16 protein-coding genes are annotated in these 16987 nt (G+C 60.1%); 11 read left to right on the top strand and 5 right to left on the bottom strand.

The window, feature by feature from the left end; translation table 11 throughout:
• Positions 1-27: 27 nt before the first annotated feature.
• Positions 28-882: a LysR family transcriptional regulator gene (locus tag ACVWZT_RS19355; RefSeq protein WP_457470835.1), complete on the bottom strand. Its 855-nt coding sequence runs from the start codon at positions 880-882 to the stop codon at positions 28-30.
• 74 nt (positions 883-956) lie between these two features.
• On the opposite strand from ACVWZT_RS19355, the gene ACVWZT_RS19350 reads away from it, so the two are divergent.
• The gene (locus tag ACVWZT_RS19350) at positions 957-1922 is read left to right on the top strand and encodes a DMT family transporter (RefSeq protein WP_457470834.1); all 966 of its coding nucleotides are present in this window, start codon (positions 957-959) and stop codon (positions 1920-1922) included.
• 22 nt (positions 1923-1944) lie between these two features.
• Here the strand turns inward: ACVWZT_RS19350 and ACVWZT_RS19345 are convergent, their stop codons facing one another.
• Positions 1945-2859 (bottom strand): AraC family transcriptional regulator N-terminal domain-containing protein, encoded by a 915-nt coding sequence (locus tag ACVWZT_RS19345; protein WP_457470832.1) that lies wholly within the window; start codon positions 2857-2859, stop codon positions 1945-1947.
• A gap of 143 nt (positions 2860-3002) precedes the next feature.
• Between ACVWZT_RS19345 and ACVWZT_RS19340 the strand changes: the two genes are divergently transcribed.
• On the top strand, positions 3003-3509 hold the full coding sequence (locus tag ACVWZT_RS19340; RefSeq protein WP_457470830.1) for a hypothetical protein: 507 nt from the start codon (positions 3003-3005) through the stop codon (positions 3507-3509).
• Between the two features lie 187 nt (positions 3510-3696).
• On the opposite strand, the gene ACVWZT_RS19335 is transcribed toward ACVWZT_RS19340, so the two are convergent.
• A complete protein-coding gene (locus ACVWZT_RS19335; protein WP_457470828.1) occupies positions 3697-4620 on the bottom strand; it encodes an NADP-dependent oxidoreductase in 924 nt (307 codons plus the stop codon).
• A 310-nt stretch (positions 4621-4930) separates the two neighbouring features.
• Between ACVWZT_RS19335 and ACVWZT_RS19330 the strand changes: the two genes are divergently transcribed.
• Together ACVWZT_RS19330 and ACVWZT_RS19325 are read left to right on the top strand one after the other, a co-directional pair.
• The gene (locus ACVWZT_RS19330; RefSeq protein WP_457470827.1) at positions 4931-5668 is read left to right on the top strand and encodes an SDR family oxidoreductase; all 738 of its coding nucleotides are present in this window, start codon (positions 4931-4933) and stop codon (positions 5666-5668) included.
• Between the two features lie 125 nt (positions 5669-5793).
• Positions 5794-6693, top strand: a complete 900-nt coding sequence (locus ACVWZT_RS19325) for a helix-turn-helix domain-containing protein (RefSeq protein WP_296233182.1) — start codon at positions 5794-5796, stop codon at positions 6691-6693.
• Positions 6694-6730: 37 nt separating this feature from the next.
• Here the strand turns inward: ACVWZT_RS19325 and ACVWZT_RS19320 are convergent, their stop codons facing one another.
• Entirely contained in the window at positions 6731-7492 is a 762-nt protein-coding gene (locus tag ACVWZT_RS19320; RefSeq protein ID WP_296233183.1) for an SDR family NAD(P)-dependent oxidoreductase, read from the bottom strand.
• 148 nt (positions 7493-7640) lie between these two features.
• Positions 7641-8546 carry a LysR family transcriptional regulator gene (locus tag ACVWZT_RS19315; protein ID WP_457472116.1) on the bottom strand — a complete coding sequence of 302 codons (906 nt, stop codon included), beginning with the start codon at positions 8544-8546 and terminating at the stop codon, positions 7641-7643.
• A 249-nt stretch (positions 8547-8795) separates the two neighbouring features.
• Here ACVWZT_RS19315 and ACVWZT_RS19310 point away from each other — a divergent pair, with 249 nt between their 5' ends.
• The 7 genes from ACVWZT_RS19310 to ACVWZT_RS19280 all read left to right on the top strand — a co-directional run bounded on the left by ACVWZT_RS19310 (position 8796) and on the right by ACVWZT_RS19280 (position 16910).
• Positions 8796-10073 (top strand): bifunctional O-acetylhomoserine aminocarboxypropyltransferase/cysteine synthase, encoded by a 1278-nt coding sequence (locus ACVWZT_RS19310; protein ID WP_170030383.1) that lies wholly within the window; start codon positions 8796-8798, stop codon positions 10071-10073.
• Between the two features lie 64 nt (positions 10074-10137).
• The gene (locus ACVWZT_RS19305) at positions 10138-10902 is read left to right on the top strand and encodes a hypothetical protein (protein ID WP_457470825.1); all 765 of its coding nucleotides are present in this window, start codon (positions 10138-10140) and stop codon (positions 10900-10902) included.
• Between the two features lie 143 nt (positions 10903-11045).
• Positions 11046-14264, top strand: coding sequence for a T6SS effector BTH_I2691 family protein (locus ACVWZT_RS19300; RefSeq protein WP_457470823.1), 3219 nt, complete (start codon positions 11046-11048; stop codon positions 14262-14264).
• Positions 14261-15073 (top strand): DUF6708 domain-containing protein, encoded by an 813-nt coding sequence (locus ACVWZT_RS19295; RefSeq protein ID WP_440806018.1) that lies wholly within the window; start codon positions 14261-14263, stop codon positions 15071-15073. The genes ACVWZT_RS19300 and ACVWZT_RS19295 overlap by 4 nt, the downstream gene beginning before the upstream one ends.
• A complete protein-coding gene (locus ACVWZT_RS19290) occupies positions 15070-15318 on the top strand; it encodes a PAAR domain-containing protein (protein WP_457470821.1) in 249 nt (82 codons plus the stop codon). The genes ACVWZT_RS19295 and ACVWZT_RS19290 overlap by 4 nt, the downstream gene beginning before the upstream one ends.
• 135 nt (positions 15319-15453) lie before the next feature.
• Positions 15454-16269 (top strand): DUF6708 domain-containing protein, encoded by an 816-nt coding sequence (locus tag ACVWZT_RS19285; protein ID WP_457470820.1) that lies wholly within the window; start codon positions 15454-15456, stop codon positions 16267-16269.
• A gap of 65 nt (positions 16270-16334) precedes the next feature.
• Positions 16335-16910, top strand: coding sequence for a hypothetical protein (locus ACVWZT_RS19280; protein WP_457470818.1), 576 nt, complete (start codon positions 16335-16337; stop codon positions 16908-16910).
• The last annotated feature ends 77 nt before the right edge of the window (positions 16911-16987 follow it).

The following is a 16987-nucleotide window of genomic DNA, read 5'->3' as shown; positions in this document are numbered from 1 at the left end:
CGATCAGGATGAACACGCGGCCCTTGCCTATAACCGAAACGATTGCCGCATCGCCCGCGCCAGCAAAGTCACGGCGGCGTCCCCGCCCGATGCCGGGCTGCGCACGAACAGGATGTCGTGGTCGGGAATGGCCGGCAGGCCCTCTAGAATCTGCATGCGCTCGGTAACCTTGGCCCGGTCGATCACACTGATGGCCAAACCGGCCTCCACACAGGCTTTGACAGCCTGGTTGGAATGGCTTTCGAGGATGATCCGCGAGCGGCGTCCCGAAGCCTTGAGTGATTCGACCATGGCCTCACGATAGGGGCATTGCAAGGCATGGGCAGCCAACGGCAACGGGTCGTCAAGTACCGCTGTTGCGTTGATTGGCCCGACCCAAACCGGTGTGGTCGATAGCAGTCGCTCGGCATCAGGCCCGAGCGTGCCTTCGACCTGGGCAATGACCGCTGCCTGCAATTTGCCGCGCCGGACCAACGCCCTCAGGGCATGGCTCGGCCCGGTCCTGAGTTCGAGCACCACATTCGGCCAGGCAGCGCTGAACATCGGCAAGATGTCGCGGATCACATGGGACGCGTATTCATCAGGGACACCGAGCGTGATACGCCCGGCCAGATCCGGCCCGTGCAGCTCTGCCAGCACCTGATCGTGGGTGCGTAACAGTTCGGCGGTCGAGTTCAACAGCCGCCTGCCCAGGGCCGTCAACGATATGGACTGGTTGTCGCGATTGAGCAACCTGCCACCGGCGACGGCCTCCAGTCGTTGAATATGAACGCTGACCGCCGCCGGGCTCTTATGCAACTGCTCGGCCGCAGCGCTGAATTTGCCGATGCGCACCACGGCGTGAAAGGTACGCAGAAGGTCGATATCGAGCGTGGTAGCCATGATTCAATATCCGTAAAGAACTGCTGCAGCTATTTTTGATTTATCAGATTACGCCAATTGCGTAGTGTCGGGGTATGAACCAGCACCTGCTGCGCCCGCCCCCCACGCCCACCCGTCGCCACTGGCTGCGGGCCTTGCCGCTGCCCTTGCTTGAAGCCGGGCTGCTGCTGACCTGGAGTTCCGGGTTCATCGGTGCACGCTTTTCCATTGATCATGCCCCCGCCCTGCTGGTGGTGTTCTGGCGCTGCCTCGTGGTGACTCTGCTGTTGTTCCCGTTCGTCTGGCGGGCCCTGCGCCATACGCCATTCACCGTGTCGCTCAGCCACGCGGGCATCGGCTTGCTGGCCATGGCGGGCTACCTGACCGGTGTGACGCAGGGCATTGCCCTGGGTGTGCCCGCCGGCCTGGCCGCGTTATGCGCCGACCTGTTGCCGCTGGGCATGGCGCTGCTCGCAGCGCTGGCACTGGGCGAGCGCCTGCCGCTGCAGGTGTGGGCCGGCCTGATTGTCGGGCTGCTGGGGGTGCTGTGGGTGACCCACGATGCGCTGATGCTGGGCATGGCACCGATGTGGGCCTATGGCCTGCCCGTAGCCGGCATGTGCTCGCTGGCAGTCGCCACGTTGTGGCAAAAACGCAGCAAGGTGCCGGCCATGGGCCTGTTGCCCAACCTCTGGCTGCAGTGTTTCGTCTCCAGTTTCGCCTTCGCGGCCATCGAAGGCAGCCAACGCAGCCTGGCACCGCTAGCCAGCGCAGGCTTTGCACTGAGCGTGTCGTGGACCGCGGCCCTGTCGACGCTTGGCGGCTATGGGTTGTACTGGGCCTGCCTGCGCAGGTCCTCGGCCACCCGCGTTGCCAGCGTGCTGTACCTCAGCCCACCGATCACCCTGCTCTGGGCCTGGGCGATGTTCGATGAGCCGTTGTCCTGGCAGATGGCAGCGGGGATGGCGCTGTCGGCGGTCGGCATCTGCCTGATAGTACGCGCCGAGGCCCGGCAAGCCAGCCGCGATGAGTGCAAGCCCAACCACCCTACCCCTCGCTGATGTAACGGCGTCAAGCGGCGCCTCACCCCAGGGACCGGAACTTCGCGATATCCCGGCTGGGTGGTGCCCCGAACATCCGGCTGTATTCCCTGCTGAATTGTGACGGGCTTTCATAGCCGACCTTGAACCCGGCCGTAGACACATCAAGCCCCTCCGAGATCATCAACCTGCGCGCATGCTGCAGGCGCAGTTGTTTCTGGTACTGCAAGGGGCTCATGGCGGTGACTGCCTTGAACCGATGATGAAGCGTGGAGTTGCTCAGATTGACGTAACTGGCGAGCTCATCGATGCGCAACGGCTGCGCATAGTTACTGTTCAGCCATTCGATCGCCCGGGTGACGCGGTGGGTCTGGCTGTCGGCAATGGCTATCTCATGCAAACGCTGGCCTTGCTGGCCTTTGAGCAGCCGGTAGAAGATTTCCCTCAGCGCCAGCGGTGCCAATGCCTGGATGTCCGATGGCGCATCCAGCAGCCGCACCAGTCGCAACATGGCCTCCAGCAACGAGGCATCGATCCTGTCCAGGAACAGCCCGCGGTGGGGTGGTTGGTTCGGCACGCCGATCGGGCTGACGTCGGCGATCAGCTGAGCGATTTCCGCCGGGTCGATATCCAGGCGGATACAGAAATACGGCAAGTCTGCCGATGCCTCGATCACTTGCCCTGCCAAAGGCAGCGTCACAGAGACGACCAGGTAGTTCAATGGGTCGTAGGTATAGCTCTCATCCCGCAGTTGGACCTGTTTGCGGCCCTGCACGATTACGCATAACCCCGGTTTATGAACAGTGTGGATGACATCGGTTGGCGAGTCGCTGCGGATGAAGTGCAGCGGTTCGATCGCTGTCGGGTACACGCCATAGTTCGGCGCAAAACGTAGCATGGTCGATGCCAGCTCGGCCCTGAGGCGGGTCAGCTCTTCGTCCCGTTCATTCACCACCATTACCTCCCGTCAGGCTGTGCCGATTGCAGAGGATAGGTCGGTTTGCAGTACCTTGGGTAGATGCCTGGTGAGCACATTCAATGCAAAAGCCCGGCGTCGCCGGGCTTCCGGGGAATAGCTCATGGGCATCAGACATAGCGGGCATGAACCGTATCGTTTTCGGCCACACGACGATCAATGAGGCGATCGGCACCGCCCTCAGCCATGCGGCGATCATTGAGACGATCCGCTCCGCCTTCTGCCATGCGGCGATCATTGAGGCGATCCGCTCCGCCTTCTGCCATGCGGCGATCCGCTCCGCCTTCAGCCATGCGGCGATCTTTGAGACGATCCGCACCGCCTTCAGCCATGCGGCGATCATTGAGACGATCCGCTCCGCCTTCTGCCATGCGGCGATCATTGAGACGATCCGCACCGCCCTCAGCCATGCGGCGATAATTGAGCCGATCCGCACCATCCTCAGCCACCAATGGTGCAAGCATGCGTTTGCAAGGCTGATTCCAGATGTCGATCTCCTTGGCCGGCAGCGCCATCGAACTTGCGCTCAGTACAGACAAGGCGATTCCAATCATCACGTGGTTAACTTGTTTCATGACAGCGTCTCCGTAATTGGCGATGGATTCGTTGCCGGTTGTCAGTGCAAAGCGTGACGTTGATTCCTGAAACCTGCAGGCTCGGTCGCTCTGATGGCCGGCGGCAGAAGCGGGTTCGCTTGCTGCCTGGGCTCAGATTAAGGCGGCGGTAATACGGCCGTTATTTGTTTCCTGCGGGGAATTTGCCCATTCCTGCGCCGAGCCGTCGCGCTAGCACGTTGGCTCAAAGCAAGGGCATGGTGGTTCAATGATTCGCATCCAGAACCAGTTTGCCGCGGGTATGTCCCGTACGGCTCAGCGCCAGAGCTTGCGCCGCGCTGGAGAGCGGAACGATCTCGACCTCGACCTGGAGCTTGCCGTCATCGAACAATTGCGCAATCTGCGCTAACTGGCGCCCGTCCGAGCGGGTAGCGAAATGCTTGCCAGCGACGCCGTGTTCGGCAGCTATCCGGGGGTCGGGTGCGCTGACCGGTGATACAAGTACCCCGCCTCGTTTGATAACTGTCCAGGACCGGGCCTGGGTTTCTCCGCCAACCAGGTCGAGAACCACGTCGACATCTGTGGCCAGGTCTTCGAACTGCTGCGTGGTGTAGTCAATGAATTGCCGGGCACCGAGTGACGCCAGATACTCCCGGTTTCTGGCCGAGCCCGTTGCCAGTACGTATGCGCCAGCCAGGCGTGCCAGCTGGACGGCAAAGCTGCCGACGCCTCCCGCAGCACCATGGATCAGTACTTTCTGGCCGGGTTGAAGGTTGGCCTGTTCATGCAGTGCTTGCCACGCCGTGAGCGCTGCGGCAGGCACACCACCGGCATGGAGGCGCGGTAGCCGGGCGGGCGTATGTGCAAGCCTGTCGGCGGTTGTCAGCACCTGAGTCGCGTAGCCGCCAACTATCCCTATGAAGCCGAATACCTCATCTCCCACCCTGTATTCGTGCACGTTCTTTCCAACTGCTGCAACGGTGCCGGCAACCTCGACCCCGGGTATATAAGGCAACGGCAACGGGATGAACTGCTGCATGGCCCCCGAGAGGATCTTCCAGTCGATCGGATTGATTCCGCTGCCGGCTACGTTGACCAGCACCTGATCATCGCTGGGCAGCAGATCTGGTAATTCCCGCAGCGCCAGCCCTTCAACCTGGCCGTACTGTGCAACCTGGATAGCTTTCATGAGTAGTCCCGCCTGTAAGTAATGAGATGTCTGGGCGTGTAGCGCGGCGCTTCGGTTACTGGCGAGGCGCGGCGAAACTGATGGACGCAAGTGTGGGTCAGCACGCCTTGGCTGAATAGCCGTTTAATTTCTGCGTTTAGGTTCGAAAAAATAGAAAAGCTGTGCCCAACGAACGCCATCGATCCCTCATGCAGGATCGTGCATGCCCTCCGCAGGATCTGCATAACCCGTCCCGGCCCAGGCTTCTTACTCTTGCTTCACCACCTGCTTATCGGCGGGGGCTTCTTCAGCCAGCAACAGGAGTGAGAAAATGCAAGGCATTGAACAAAAAGTCATCGTGATTACCGGCGCCAGCAGTGGTATCGGCGAAGCCACCGCACGCTTGCTCGCCAGCAAAGGCGCGCGGGTGGTCCTGGGGGCCCGCCGCACCGATCGCCTCGAAGCACTGGCCAGTGAGATTCGTGCAGCAGGCGGTATTGCTGATGTCCTGGCGCTGGATGTCACCCGCCTGGATGACATGCAGTCGTTTATCGACTTCGCTGTCGAACTGCATGGCCGCGTCGATGTGCTGATCAACAACGCCGGGGTCATGCCGCTTTCCAAGCTGGAAGCGCTCAAGGTCGATGAGTGGAACCGAATGATCGACGTCAACATCCGCGGCGTATTGCACGGCATTGCCGCAACGCTGCCACTCATGCAACAACAACGTGTCGGGCAGATCATCAATATCGCCTCCATCGGTGCCTACGCCGTGAGCCCTACCGCTGCGGTGTACTGCGCCACCAAGTATGCCGTTCGGGCTATCTCCGAGGGCTTGCGCCAGGAGGTGGGCGGTGACATCCGGGTCACCGTGATTGCCCCAGGCGTCACCGAGTCCGAACTGGCCGACAGCATTTCCGATGAGGGCGGGCGCGCCGAGATGCGCGAGTTCCGCAAGATCGCGATTCCAGCCTCGGCGATTGCCAGGGCGATCGCCTACGCCGTGGAACAGCCTGCGGATGTCGATGTCAGCGAACTGATCGTGCGCCCCACCGCAAGCCCATTCTGAATGTACTGACGGCAGCCAGGCACGCACTGGGAGCAGTGCCGGAATGGAAACATTCCGGCATTTTTTTTTGGCCGGTGTCTCTAAACTGTTTTCCAGGCGGCGACCAACACGAGGCAAGGCTACCCATGAATGTCATCGAGCGGACTTCTGCCCATGGGCTGGAGGCTTATATCCGTGGGCAGCGGCTGGCCGCCTCGGATGTTCTGGCCGATCGCGACATGCTGGTGCAGATCTTCAACCGTGAGCGCGAACAAGGTAACTTCATCGTCCCCGCAGTTGCCGAGCCCCTGCTGGTATGGGTCATCTCCGGGGACGCTACGGTGCAGGAACGTGAGCTTGGCGGCGAGTGGCAAAGCAGCCGGGTGAGCAAGGGTGATTTCTTCCTGACGAACTCGGCCCAACCTTACGAGATGCGCTGGAAAGTGGACGGCGCAGCAGCCTTCGAAGTGATGCACATCTACCTCGGCATCCCGCTGCTGGAGAAAGCCATTCACGAGGTGTCGGGCGGCGTTGTGGAAGCACTTCGCCTGCGTGAAGTCTCGGGCGGGCGTGACGAAGGCTTGTCCGTTCTGCTGCAACAAGTGCAGCGGGAACTGACAGGGCAACGGCCCAGCCCGCTTTATCTGCAAGGGCTGGCCCAGTGCATTGCCATTCACCTTGCGCGCAACTACCTGGACAGCTCAGCGGACGATATCGTGCGCCGCAACGCCCTGCCCGCTTACAAGCTACGCCGCGTGTTGTCGGCGATGGAAGCCAACCTGGCCGGGGAATTCCAGCTCGCGCAGCTGGCCGGGATAGCCGGGATGAGCGAGTACCACTTCAGCCGGCTGTTCAAGAAGGCCGCGGGCTACTCGCCCTCACAGTTCTTTATCCGGCTGAGGATGGCAAGGGCGCGGCGACTCCTTGTGGAGACGGACCAGAGCGTCATTGATATAGGGCTTGAGGTTGGCTACAGCAGCGCCAGCCATTTTTCCCAGGTGTTCAAACGTGAAGTTGGCGTTACGCCCACTCAATACCGCAGGTAGCGAGTGGGCAACGCCATTCACCGGTACCAGGCGCGCATCACCCCACCGGGACGCTCATGCCGCCGTCAGCCATGACCACCGAACCGACAATGAAGCTGGCGCGCTCCGATGCCAGGAAGGCCACGATTTCGGCGATTTCCTGGGGTGCTGCCGCTCGGCCGATAGGCGCAGACTTGCCGTGCTCCTGCAGGAAGCCGCGACCGTCCTCCATGAAATGGTTCAAGAGGTTGGTCACCACGTCACCGACGCCAATGGCGTTGACCCGGATGCCATGTTCGATCGCCTCCAGCGCCTGGGTACGGGTCAATTGCGCCAGCGCACCCTTTGACGCGGTGTAGGCCGCGATACCGGGGAAGGCGAAATAGGATGCATAGGAGGCAATGTTCACGATCGCCCCGCTCTTGTGCTTCATCATTTCCTTCATGGCTTCCCGGGAATGCAGGAACGCCCCCGTCACGTTGGTTTGCATCTGCCATTCCCAGTCTTCGCGGGTCATCTCCACCAGCGGTTTGTACAGGATGCGCCCGGCGTTGTTGACCAGCACGTCCAGCTTGCCAAAGTGCTCGACCGCCAGCGCCACTGCCTGCTCGGCAGCACCGTCGACAGTGATGTCAGCGACAAACGGAACAAGACCAGGGCGCTCAAGTGCGTTGACCGCTGGGTCGATGTCCTCGGCGATCACCTTCGCACCGCGAGCGTGAAGGAGTTCGGCAATGGCCTTGCCGATGCCGCTGGCCGCACCGGTGACCAGCACTACTTTGCCTGCCACTTCGTTTGGGGTTGGGATGAAGTCGGTCATTTCGTGTCTCCAAGTCAGAAATTGGTTGTCGCTTTCGACGGTGCCAATGTCTCTCTTTTCGACATGGGCCGCCTTGGCGACCTTGCTCTGGCTATCGGAGTTTTGCTTCTTTCGACCTGGCAGGTCTGGTTCCACTCAGGTGCAAACTTCAGCGTTCGCCAGCTTGCTGGCTGAAGCGCTCGATGAGCCACCGCCCCGCCGGCCCTGGCGGTGAGTCAGTGCGGTAAATAGCATCAAATGCGTAAGCGCCGCCTTTGCAATCCGGCAGATCGAGTGCGACCAGGTGCCCTGCATCGAGGTCCGCTTGCACCATAGGGACAGGCATATTGCCCCAGCCGATGCCTTCCTTGAGCAACATGTGTTTTGCGCCCAGGTCCGCGAGCCGCCACGTGTGGGGGCTCACCACTGCGAAATCGCGGTCCCCGGTCAGCGTTGATCGGTCTGATAGCACCAGCTGAACGAAATGTCTCGCCGCACCAGGTTCATTGCAGCCGCCGCTGGCGAGTGGGTGCGCAGGGGCAGCCACAGGTATCAACTGCACGCTACCCACGCCGACACGCTCAAGGCCATCTCGCCCGATGTCCAGCGGGCCGCTGATGCCGATGACAGCTTGCTTTTCGATCACCCGCTGAGTGACCGCACCCAGTGCTTCCATGTGAAGGCGCAAGGTCACCGTTGGAAATACCTGGCTGAAGGTCTTGAGCGCATCTACCACCCGCTCTGCAGGTAACATCACGTCGAGGGCAAGGTGAACTTCTGCTTCAAGCCCATGCAATAGCCCGGACACCTTCGAGCGCAGTCCGTTGACGCCGTTGATGATCGTCCGTGCTTCGGCAAGCACGGTTCGTCCAGCCTCAGTCAGTTGTGGCTTGCGCGTCGTGTTGCGGTCAAAAAGCGATACGCCAAGCTGCATCTCCAGATTTGAAATGGCATAGCTCACTACCGAGGTAGCGCGGTGCAGTGTTCTTGCCGCGCCGGCGAAGCTTCCCACCTCTACCACCGTCAGGAACACTTTCAGCTGGTCCAGGGTCGGGGTGCCAGGGTTCGAAATCATTTTCACCCGCTCGAGCATGTTGGATTGCAGCATCCTATTTGGGGCACACCGCTATGTCGATAACGTGGTGATCGCCCATTATCAGCAAATCAGTGGTCAAGGGGTGTAAAAGGCTGAGTGGTCAGGCGCCCACGGGCTTTGTCGGGCACTATCGGGCCCAGCGTCGTGACATCTCCCCACCCACCCTTGACCCACACCCTCCCCGCGCCACATGCTCGGTCGCTCCACCCACGCTCAAGGAACGATTGCATGAAGCTGGAAACCCTCGCCATCCACGCAGGCTTCAGCCACGACCCGGCCACCCGGGCCGTGGCCGTGCCGATCTACCAGACCACCTCGTTCGCCTTCGACGACACCCAGCACGGCGCCGACCTGTTCGACCTGAAGGTGGCCGGCAACATCTACTCGCGCATCATGAACCCCACCAACGACGTGCTCGAGCAGCGCATGGCGGCGCTCGAGGGCGGGGTCGGTGCGCTGGCAGTGGCCTCGGGCATGGCGGCCATCACCTATGCCATCCAGACCGTCGCCGAGGCGGGCGACAATATCGTCTCGGTGGCCAAGCTGTACGGCGGCACCTACAACCTGCTGGCGCACACCCTGCCACGCATGGGCATCCACACCCGCTTTGCCGCGCACGACGACATCGCCGCCCTGGAAGCGCTGATCGATGAGCGCACCAAGGCAGTGTTCTGCGAGTCCATCGGCAACCCCGCCGGCAATATCGTCGACATCGCCGCGCTGGCCGAAGCTGCCCACCGCCATGGCGTGCCGCTGATCGTCGACAACACCGTGGCCACCCCGGTGCTGTGTCGGCCGTTCGAGCATGGGGCGGACATTGTCGTGCACTCGCTGACCAAATACATCGGCGGCCACGGCACCAGCATCGGCGGTATCGTCATCGACTCCGGCAAGTTCCCCTGGGCCGAGCACAAGGCGCGCTTCGCCCTGCTCAACACCCCCGACCCGTCCTACCACGGCGTCACCTACACCGAAGCCTTCGGCCCGGCCGCGTTTATTGGCCGCTGCCGCGTGGTGCCGCTGCGCAACACCGGCGCCGCGCTGTCGCCATTCAACGCCTTCCTGATTCTGCAAGGCCTGGAAACCCTGGCCCTGCGCATGGAACGCCACACCGAGAACGCGCTCAAGGTCGCCCGCTACCTGCAAGCCCACGAGCAGGTCGCCTGGGTGAAGTACGCCGGCCTGCCCGACCACCCAGAGCATGCCCTGGCCCAGCGCTACACCGGCGGCAAGCCGGCGTCGATCCTGTCGTTCGGCATCAAGGGCGGCCAGGCGGCCGGCGCGCGCTTCATCGATGCGCTGCAACTGGTGGTGCGCCTGGTGAATATCGGTGACGCCAAGTCACTGGCCTGCCACCCCGCCTCCACCACCCACCGCCAGCTCAACGACGAAGAGCTGGAAAAGGCCGGCGTGCCGCGCGACATGGTGCGCCTGTCGATCGGCATCGAGCACAGCGACGACATCATCGCCGACCTGGCCCAGGCCCTCGAGGCCAGCCGCGGTTGACCCTTCCGCGCCCCACCCAATGGCGACGGCGGGCGCACCTTGTACAACAGCGGACTCTCCTGCAATGACCCTGTTCTACCTGAAACTCATCGTGACCCCACTGCTGATGTGGGCCATTTCCCTCGCCTCGCGGCGCTGGGGTGGCCTGCTCGGCGGATTGCTATCCGGCCTGCCGGTTACCTCGGCGCTGGTGATGACCTTCCTGTGCCTGGAACAAGGCACCGACTTCGCCCTGGGCGCAGTGCCCGGCGCGCTGGGCGGCCTGGCCGCGGTGCAGGCCACCTACACGTTCTACCTGTTCGCCACGCACCGGCTCGGCCTTGCCCCGGCCGTGTTGCTGGCGATCCTGTTCTACGGCCTGGCTGCCTACGCGTTCACCCACTGGGGCAGCCTGTACGTGTCGATTGGCGTGGCGCTGCTGTTGATCGGCGTACTGATACGCGCCAGCGGCCGCGAGCCCAAACCGGACACCCTGGCCCGCCCCCGGCATCGCTACTGGGAGATCCCCCTGCGCATGCTGTCGGCAACCGCGCTGCTGATGCTCACCACCCACCTGGCCAGCTGGCTGGGGCCGGCGACCAGCGGGATGCTGGCGCCGATCCCGGTCATTGCCTGGCCATTGGTGGTGTTCGCCCATGTGCAGCATGGCCGCGCCGGGATGGCGGCGATGGTGCGCGGCAATGCGATTGGTGCGGTGGGGGTGATTGCGTTTTATCTGGTGATTGCGGGGCTGCTGGAGGCCTGGGGGGTTGCCATTGCCATCAGCCTGGCCATGGTTTGTGCCGTGGGGCTGACCGTCGGGTTGGCGGCTGCGTTGCGACGGCGCTGAGCCATCCGACGCGCCTGCCCGAGCGGCATCCATCACTCAGAGAAGTTTCCTACAAGCTTTTAGGAAGACCAAAGCCGCTCTGGAAAGCGATTCGCCGTTAGTGTTCAGAGGCCGACAAGCCCCGGCCAACACGAGGATCGCCCATGAGCATCAGTCAACGCATTGCCATCGCGGCGGCCGAAGCCGGCTTGCCGCACGACCAGTGCATGTCCTGCGAGCGGCAGGGCCTGCCGATCCTGCCGCTGCGCCGCGCGCTGGTGCCAGACACCCGCCCCGAGTGTGTCGTCACCGTGGCGGATAACCTGCATATCTCGACCAGGATCGGCTTGCGCACCTTGCGCATGGGCTACCTGTACGTGCTGCTCGACCAGCAGGTCTGGCACGCCTATGCCGTCAGCGCGCAGGGCCATCTGCGCCGCTTCAACCCGTACGAGCCACCGTATGGCCCGCCAGCCCCTTTGCCGGAAAGGTGCGTGCATGAAGACCACGACATTCCCTCGGCCTTTCTCAACCTCGACACCGACCGATACAGCAGTGCCTGGCTGGCCTTTTCCAGCGACGCCTGGCCGGTCAGTGTGCTGAACGCCTACAAGCGGGGCCAGGCACCGGCGCAACGCTTCGCAGGGCTGGACCTGACCCAGGCGCGCAACCATCCCGAGCTGCTGGGCATCGCCATGACGCCCGACAACTTGCAGGTCGACAGGCAGGTGTTCGAGTACGCACAGCAGGCGTGCTCACCGTTCGACAGCGCCCATGGCTTCCATAGCCGCTGGCTGCGCCGGTTCGCCTTGCGTGGCTACCTGATCAATGCGATGAACCGCCACCAACTGGAAAACGGCGTGCTGGCCGTGGTGCTCGACGACACCGTCGGGCTGATCCAGGAGTACAACCAGCAACGCCTGAACTGGGTCGTGAAGCGCCAGGCCTGGCGCGAAGAGCCGATGCGCGCCTATCAGCTGCAGACCTCGCAGATCCTGCAGATCATTCGTGCCACCAACAGGGAGCGGGCCGCGCAGGAAGTGCCGTCGCTGGAACCGCTGAGCGGTGATGGCCCGCCGGTGTTCACCGACCCGGCAGTCGCGCGACAACAGTTGGTCGAGCGCAAGCAGCAGGAGAGTGACGAGCGGCTTGAACAGCGCTATCACGAACCGCAACGGGCCGCGTTCCAGGCTGAATACGACCAGCAGGAACGTGAGTTTCAGCGTTACATCGACCAGGACGCGCAAGCGTACGTTGCCTTGTTCGATACGCCGATGTTCAAGATGGTCGAGGCGTACGACTACGACGGTAACGACCGTGAGTCCGGGGTGGCGTATGCCAAGACCCTGGCGCTGTGCCTGGGCGGAGGCGTTACCGACGCCATGCTACCGGCCACCGAGCCGCGTATTCCTGCAGCCGGAACCAGCGAGGCCCTCTGGCTGAAATGGTTGCAGGACCCTGACAGCCCTCCCTACCGGGCCTTGCTGATGCGCGACAGGGCGTTGCTGGCCGGGCTGTTGCCGAGCTTTGCCGCGGGTGACGGCATCAACTGGAATGACAGTGACAAGCTCTACAGCATGCTGAGCAAGATCGTCGCCAGTGACGACGCCGGCTTGCGCCTGCGCACGACCCTCAAGCAGGCCATCGCCGAAACGCAAAGCGCGCTCAATGCAGCCAGTCAGCGACTGGCGCCCTGCCTGTCGCCTGGCATCCAGAAAGCCGTGCGGCATCTGAACAGCGCCACGCAGTATCTCTACAACGGCGTGCAGCTGATCGAGCTGGAAGTGAAGATGAAGCTGGGCGAGTACTACGCCCTGCAGAGCCAGTACCTACGCGAATTGCAGCACAAGGCCAATGCCTCCATTGCCGCGGCGCGGGACCGGATGCAGCGCAACATCGACGATTTCGAGTTTGGCTCGATGAAGTCGATGCGCAAGGTGCGGCCGATCATCCAGCACGGGCTGATGAGCCTGGCCGTGCTCGACCCGCGCTTCAGCCACACGATGATCAGCGTGACGGTGTGGGTCGAGGGCAAGGCCGAAGAAGTGCATGGGCGGTTGTTCAAGGAAGCCAGCATGGGGGTGAACCAGGCGAGCAGCGCGGCGCAGCTTGCCCTGGTGGATATCTCGGTGGCGGCGGGGACGTTGGAAACCGATGCGCGCAGGTTGCTGCATGGGATGAAGATCACCTCACAGCAGGCGGCCCGATTGGTGAAAACCGGTTTTTCCGGGTTGCGCGGAGTGGCTGGGAGTTGGGAAGTGCTGCTGGCGATAGGCGGGTTGTATTTGCAACAGGACAGCCTGGGCAGGAATCAGGAAAAGGCGGAAGCGGAAATTGGGCCCAAGGCGCATGAGGCCAAGTTGGCGTTGCAGGGATCCCAGTTGGGCGTGTTGGGAGGGAGTATCGAACTGGTTGGGCTCATTTTGAGATCAAGCGCTGGCCCACTGAATTTGGCGCGGGCAAAGGGTGTTGCAGTCACAGGGGAGGCCTTGATAAGGCTTGGTGCTTTGGTGAGTTCGATTGCAGGGGTCTTCGATACGGCCCAAGCAATCAATGCCATGAGACGCACTGCCGCTGCGGGTGATGATGTCGCGTACTATCAATATTTATTTTCGGTCGTTTTGTATGCCGCTGGCACTGTTGCATTCGGAGTCGCAGTATTCATTCCCCTGGTTTTTGGCCCGCTGGGAATCGGGATAATCGTTACGCTTGCTGCTTATCAATTAAGCAAGTACGCCCAGAAAAATGAATCGACTGATCTGGAACGTTGGATAAGGCGATGCTACTTTGGAAAAGCAAACGAAAAAACGATTATTCATTGGAATGCTCCACAATATGCGGATATCGCTTTTGCCGAACTCAATGCCGCCACGCTAGGTGTTCAAGCGAAGTTGAATTTTGAGTCGCGCTTAGCAACTGAGCCGGGCCTTCCGAAAATTGGTGGTCTGGTTAGTGTTGAAAGCGTTAGCAATCTAAAGTTTTTCATCGCTTTGCCTAGGTATGATCAGCAGTATTCGGGATATCGCTGGAAATTGATTGTTCATCGTTACGGTGACGGCAATCATCCCGATTACGTTGGTGGAGAAACTATTGCTTCGGGAGATTTTTTTGCAAGCTCTGAAGAGTCTCTATCGCCGTCCTCCTCGTTTTCGAGTTTTGCATCGCCACGGATCCCTGATTACGACCGAAAACATTCAATTATCGAAACACCAAAACCTTATTCTTCTGGGCTTTGCCAGTTAGAAATTTCAGGCTCGATATCGCTCATGCCGGCCATAGGGCAACATACAATTCTGGCAGCTACGCTTTTGGTAATGTATTGGCCGGATCGGAGCCTGCCGAGTGGATACGTTGAGGTGTGTACCAGGGAGATTCACGAATGAAACGTGAGGGTAAAATTTTGTGGGAACGTGCCTTAGGATGGAGTCATGACCTCCCCGCGGTGGACTCAGTGCCTGAGTGGCGAAAAGTGTGGGCGAGCATCAAGCCAGCGCCCAACTATTTCGATAACGTGTACCTCGAACTGCCACGAAATACCATCATTCTTCGAGGTGTTGTATTTTTACTTGGTCTTCCGGGTTTGCTTTTTGTTCTAGGAATAACACTTTATTTTTATTGGAATCTTCTGAATGACGGTTGGCAGCGCGATTGGCTGATAAATATATCAGTGTTATTTCCTCCGGCATTTTTGTGGGCTTTGGCTCCCTATGTCAGGCTTGATTTGGTTATGCCTAGGGATGAACCTATTCGCTTCAATAGGCTTCGCCAGAAAATATATATTTATGAGTTCAAACATGACCGCATATTCATCTTCAGTCGCAAACGCTGGGGCGTAAAACCAGTCGCCTACAACTGGGACGACGTAACCGCCGAAGTCTACCGAGTCTACGCCCCCGGCCACGGTGGTCTGATCGAAAATGTCATGCTGTCGGTCCGCAACCCGGAAACCAACGAAGTCATCGACCGCGTGTTCTTCGCTCATGACCTCTACCGTGGCGAAGCTTACTGGGCCATCGCCCGGCTGTTCATGCAACAAGGCCCTGAAGCCTTGCCGAAGTTCGTCCACCCACCCCGTGACTGGAACGACGACGATGGCCTGAGCCACATGCACTGCCTGGCGCCAAAGGTTCTTTGGCCGGAAGACATCGACCGTGAATCCCGTACTGCACCGTCTGAAGGAGAGACGCGATGAAACCCGTAATCCTCGTAGGCCATCGGCATGTCTGCCCGCTGCATGGCACCAACCCGGTAGAAAGCGGCAGTTCCGCGTACACCTTCAATGGCAAGCCGGTTGCCAGAGTGGGAAACCGCACCACGTGTGGCGCTGTACTAGTATCGGGTTTTACGCCGCCGAGGTTTCCGGATTACAAACCTGATTTTAATCTAAGCAAGACCAAACAAGCCTATTTCGACACCGCTATAAGTGGATCGCATTGAGCATATCGGGTGCGGTAGAGCTTTTTCCTATTTGGGAAGACAGACGATAAGGTCGGCAAGTTTACTGATTGCATATTGGCAGGACAGAAGCATATCGGGCGCACGACTTGAAACGTTTGTGCGGGAGGTGAATGAGTGAAAGATCAGCATAGGGTATTATGCGAGAGAGCACTGGGTTGGAGCTACGATTTACCCCATGTTGAGGAAGCGCCACTTCCCCTGTTTGGCGCAGAAAGGGTTTCGCCGCCTCCAAATCATTATGACGAAATATATCTAGAGCTATCAAGAGCCACAATTAGCCTGCGAGGATTGGGCGTTTTGTTAGGTGGTGCCACGCTGATTTTAGGTGGTGTAATGAAACTGTTTCTATTTTGGCTGATGTTTTTTAATGATTGGCAAGGCGACTGGATAACGAAGGTTTTTCTTTTACTCTGCCTCCCAGCTGTAGTGTGGGCGCTATTACCGTACGTAAAGCTGGATCTGGTGCTCCCCAGAGATGAACCGATTCGTTTCAATCGGCTCCGTCGGAAGATCTATATTTATCAATACCGATTTCACCGTTTTTTCATCTTCAGCCGCAAACACTGGGGCGTCAAACCGGTCGCTTACAACTGGGACGACGTAACAGCTGAAGTCTATCGAGTATACGTTCCCGGCCACGGTGGCCTGATCGAAAACGTCATGCTGTCGATCCGCAACCCAGAGACCAAAGAAGTCATCGACCGCGTATTCTTCACTCACGACCCCTACCGAGGCGAAACCTACTGGGCCATCGCCCGGTTGTTCATGCAGCAAGGCCCTGAAGCGCTGCCGAAGTTCGTCCACCCACCCCGTGACTGGAACGACGACGATGGTCTGAGCCATATGCATTGCCTGGCACCAAAAGTTCACTGGCCGGAAGACATTGACCGTGAATCCCGTACTGCCCCGTCTGAGGCAGAGGATCAATGATCTTGCCGCGGTTGGGCAGCCTTACTGTTCACGCAAGGCCCCTACCCAGCCAATCATTCCCTGCGTTGGTCCGTTCCTACGGCAGGCTGCTCGACGCTCTGCCTGCCATCGTCAGCCAGGCCATCCGCCTGACCATCGTCGCCCTCCTCTTCGTTCATCAGCGGGTCGTCATCAGGGTCGGGGATGGTCGATCGATCAGGGTCAACTGCCGGGTCGGAAGTCCGGTCATCTCTTGGGATATACCTGATGATGCAGACATAGCGTTCGCAGAACTGAATGCCGCCACGATTGGCGTGCACGCAGCGGTTCATTTCGAATCCAAGCGCTTAAGCGACCCGACCGCTCCCAAGATTGGTGGACCGGTCAGCCTGGAGCTAGAGCACAAACTAAAATTTCACTTCATATTGCCCAAATACGATGATGAATGCTCGGCCTCTCGCTGGCCCCTGTCAGTACATCGTTATGGTGACGGAACCTTCCCCGATTTTATTGACGGAGAAACTCTCGCACTTGATGAATGCCGACCAATCCAAGGTAAAGCCCTTGCCGAGAGGGAGACATTTCACGGCTTTTCGCAGCCAAAGTGGCCTGACTATAAAGATAATATTTCAGTGAAAAAGAGCGACGGTCGTATGACCTAGATGAGTCGCACCTGTCTTGGCAAGAGTTCACTGGAACGGCGGAGCTAATTCCGAGTATTGGGTCGCACTCCATAAGA

The organism is Pseudomonas sp. TE21394, assembly GCF_054057835.1.
The sequence above is the reverse complement of the archived record's forward strand: the minus strand, read 5'-3'. Positions and strand labels throughout refer to the sequence as shown.

Coding starts and splice junctions, on each gene's coding strand:
- ACVWZT_RS19355 (WP_457470835.1), bottom strand. CDS start 882: ATGGCTACCACGCTCGATATCGACCTTCTGCGTACCTTTCACGCCGTG.
- ACVWZT_RS19350 (WP_457470834.1), top strand. CDS start 957: ATGAACCAGCACCTGCTGCGCCCGCCCCCCACGCCCACCCGTCGCCAC.
- ACVWZT_RS19345 (WP_457470832.1), bottom strand. CDS start 2,859: ATGGTGGTGAATGAACGGGACGAAGAGCTGACCCGCCTCAGGGCCGAG.
- ACVWZT_RS19340 (WP_457470830.1), top strand. CDS start 3,003: ATGAACCGTATCGTTTTCGGCCACACGACGATCAATGAGGCGATCGGC.
- ACVWZT_RS19335 (WP_457470828.1), bottom strand. CDS start 4,620: ATGAAAGCTATCCAGGTTGCACAGTACGGCCAGGTTGAAGGGCTGGCG.
- ACVWZT_RS19330 (WP_457470827.1), top strand. CDS start 4,931: ATGCAAGGCATTGAACAAAAAGTCATCGTGATTACCGGCGCCAGCAGT.
- ACVWZT_RS19325 (WP_296233182.1), top strand. CDS start 5,794: ATGAATGTCATCGAGCGGACTTCTGCCCATGGGCTGGAGGCTTATATC.
- ACVWZT_RS19320 (WP_296233183.1), bottom strand. CDS start 7,492: ATGACCGACTTCATCCCAACCCCAAACGAAGTGGCAGGCAAAGTAGTG.
- ACVWZT_RS19315 (WP_457472116.1), bottom strand. CDS start 8,546: ATGATTTCGAACCCTGGCACCCCGACCCTGGACCAGCTGAAAGTGTTC.
- ACVWZT_RS19310 (WP_170030383.1), top strand. CDS start 8,796: ATGAAGCTGGAAACCCTCGCCATCCACGCAGGCTTCAGCCACGACCCG.
- ACVWZT_RS19305 (WP_457470825.1), top strand. CDS start 10,138: ATGACCCTGTTCTACCTGAAACTCATCGTGACCCCACTGCTGATGTGG.
- ACVWZT_RS19300 (WP_457470823.1), top strand. CDS start 11,046: ATGAGCATCAGTCAACGCATTGCCATCGCGGCGGCCGAAGCCGGCTTG.
- ACVWZT_RS19295 (WP_440806018.1), top strand. CDS start 14,261: ATGAAACGTGAGGGTAAAATTTTGTGGGAACGTGCCTTAGGATGGAGT.
- ACVWZT_RS19290 (WP_457470821.1), top strand. CDS start 15,070: ATGAAACCCGTAATCCTCGTAGGCCATCGGCATGTCTGCCCGCTGCAT.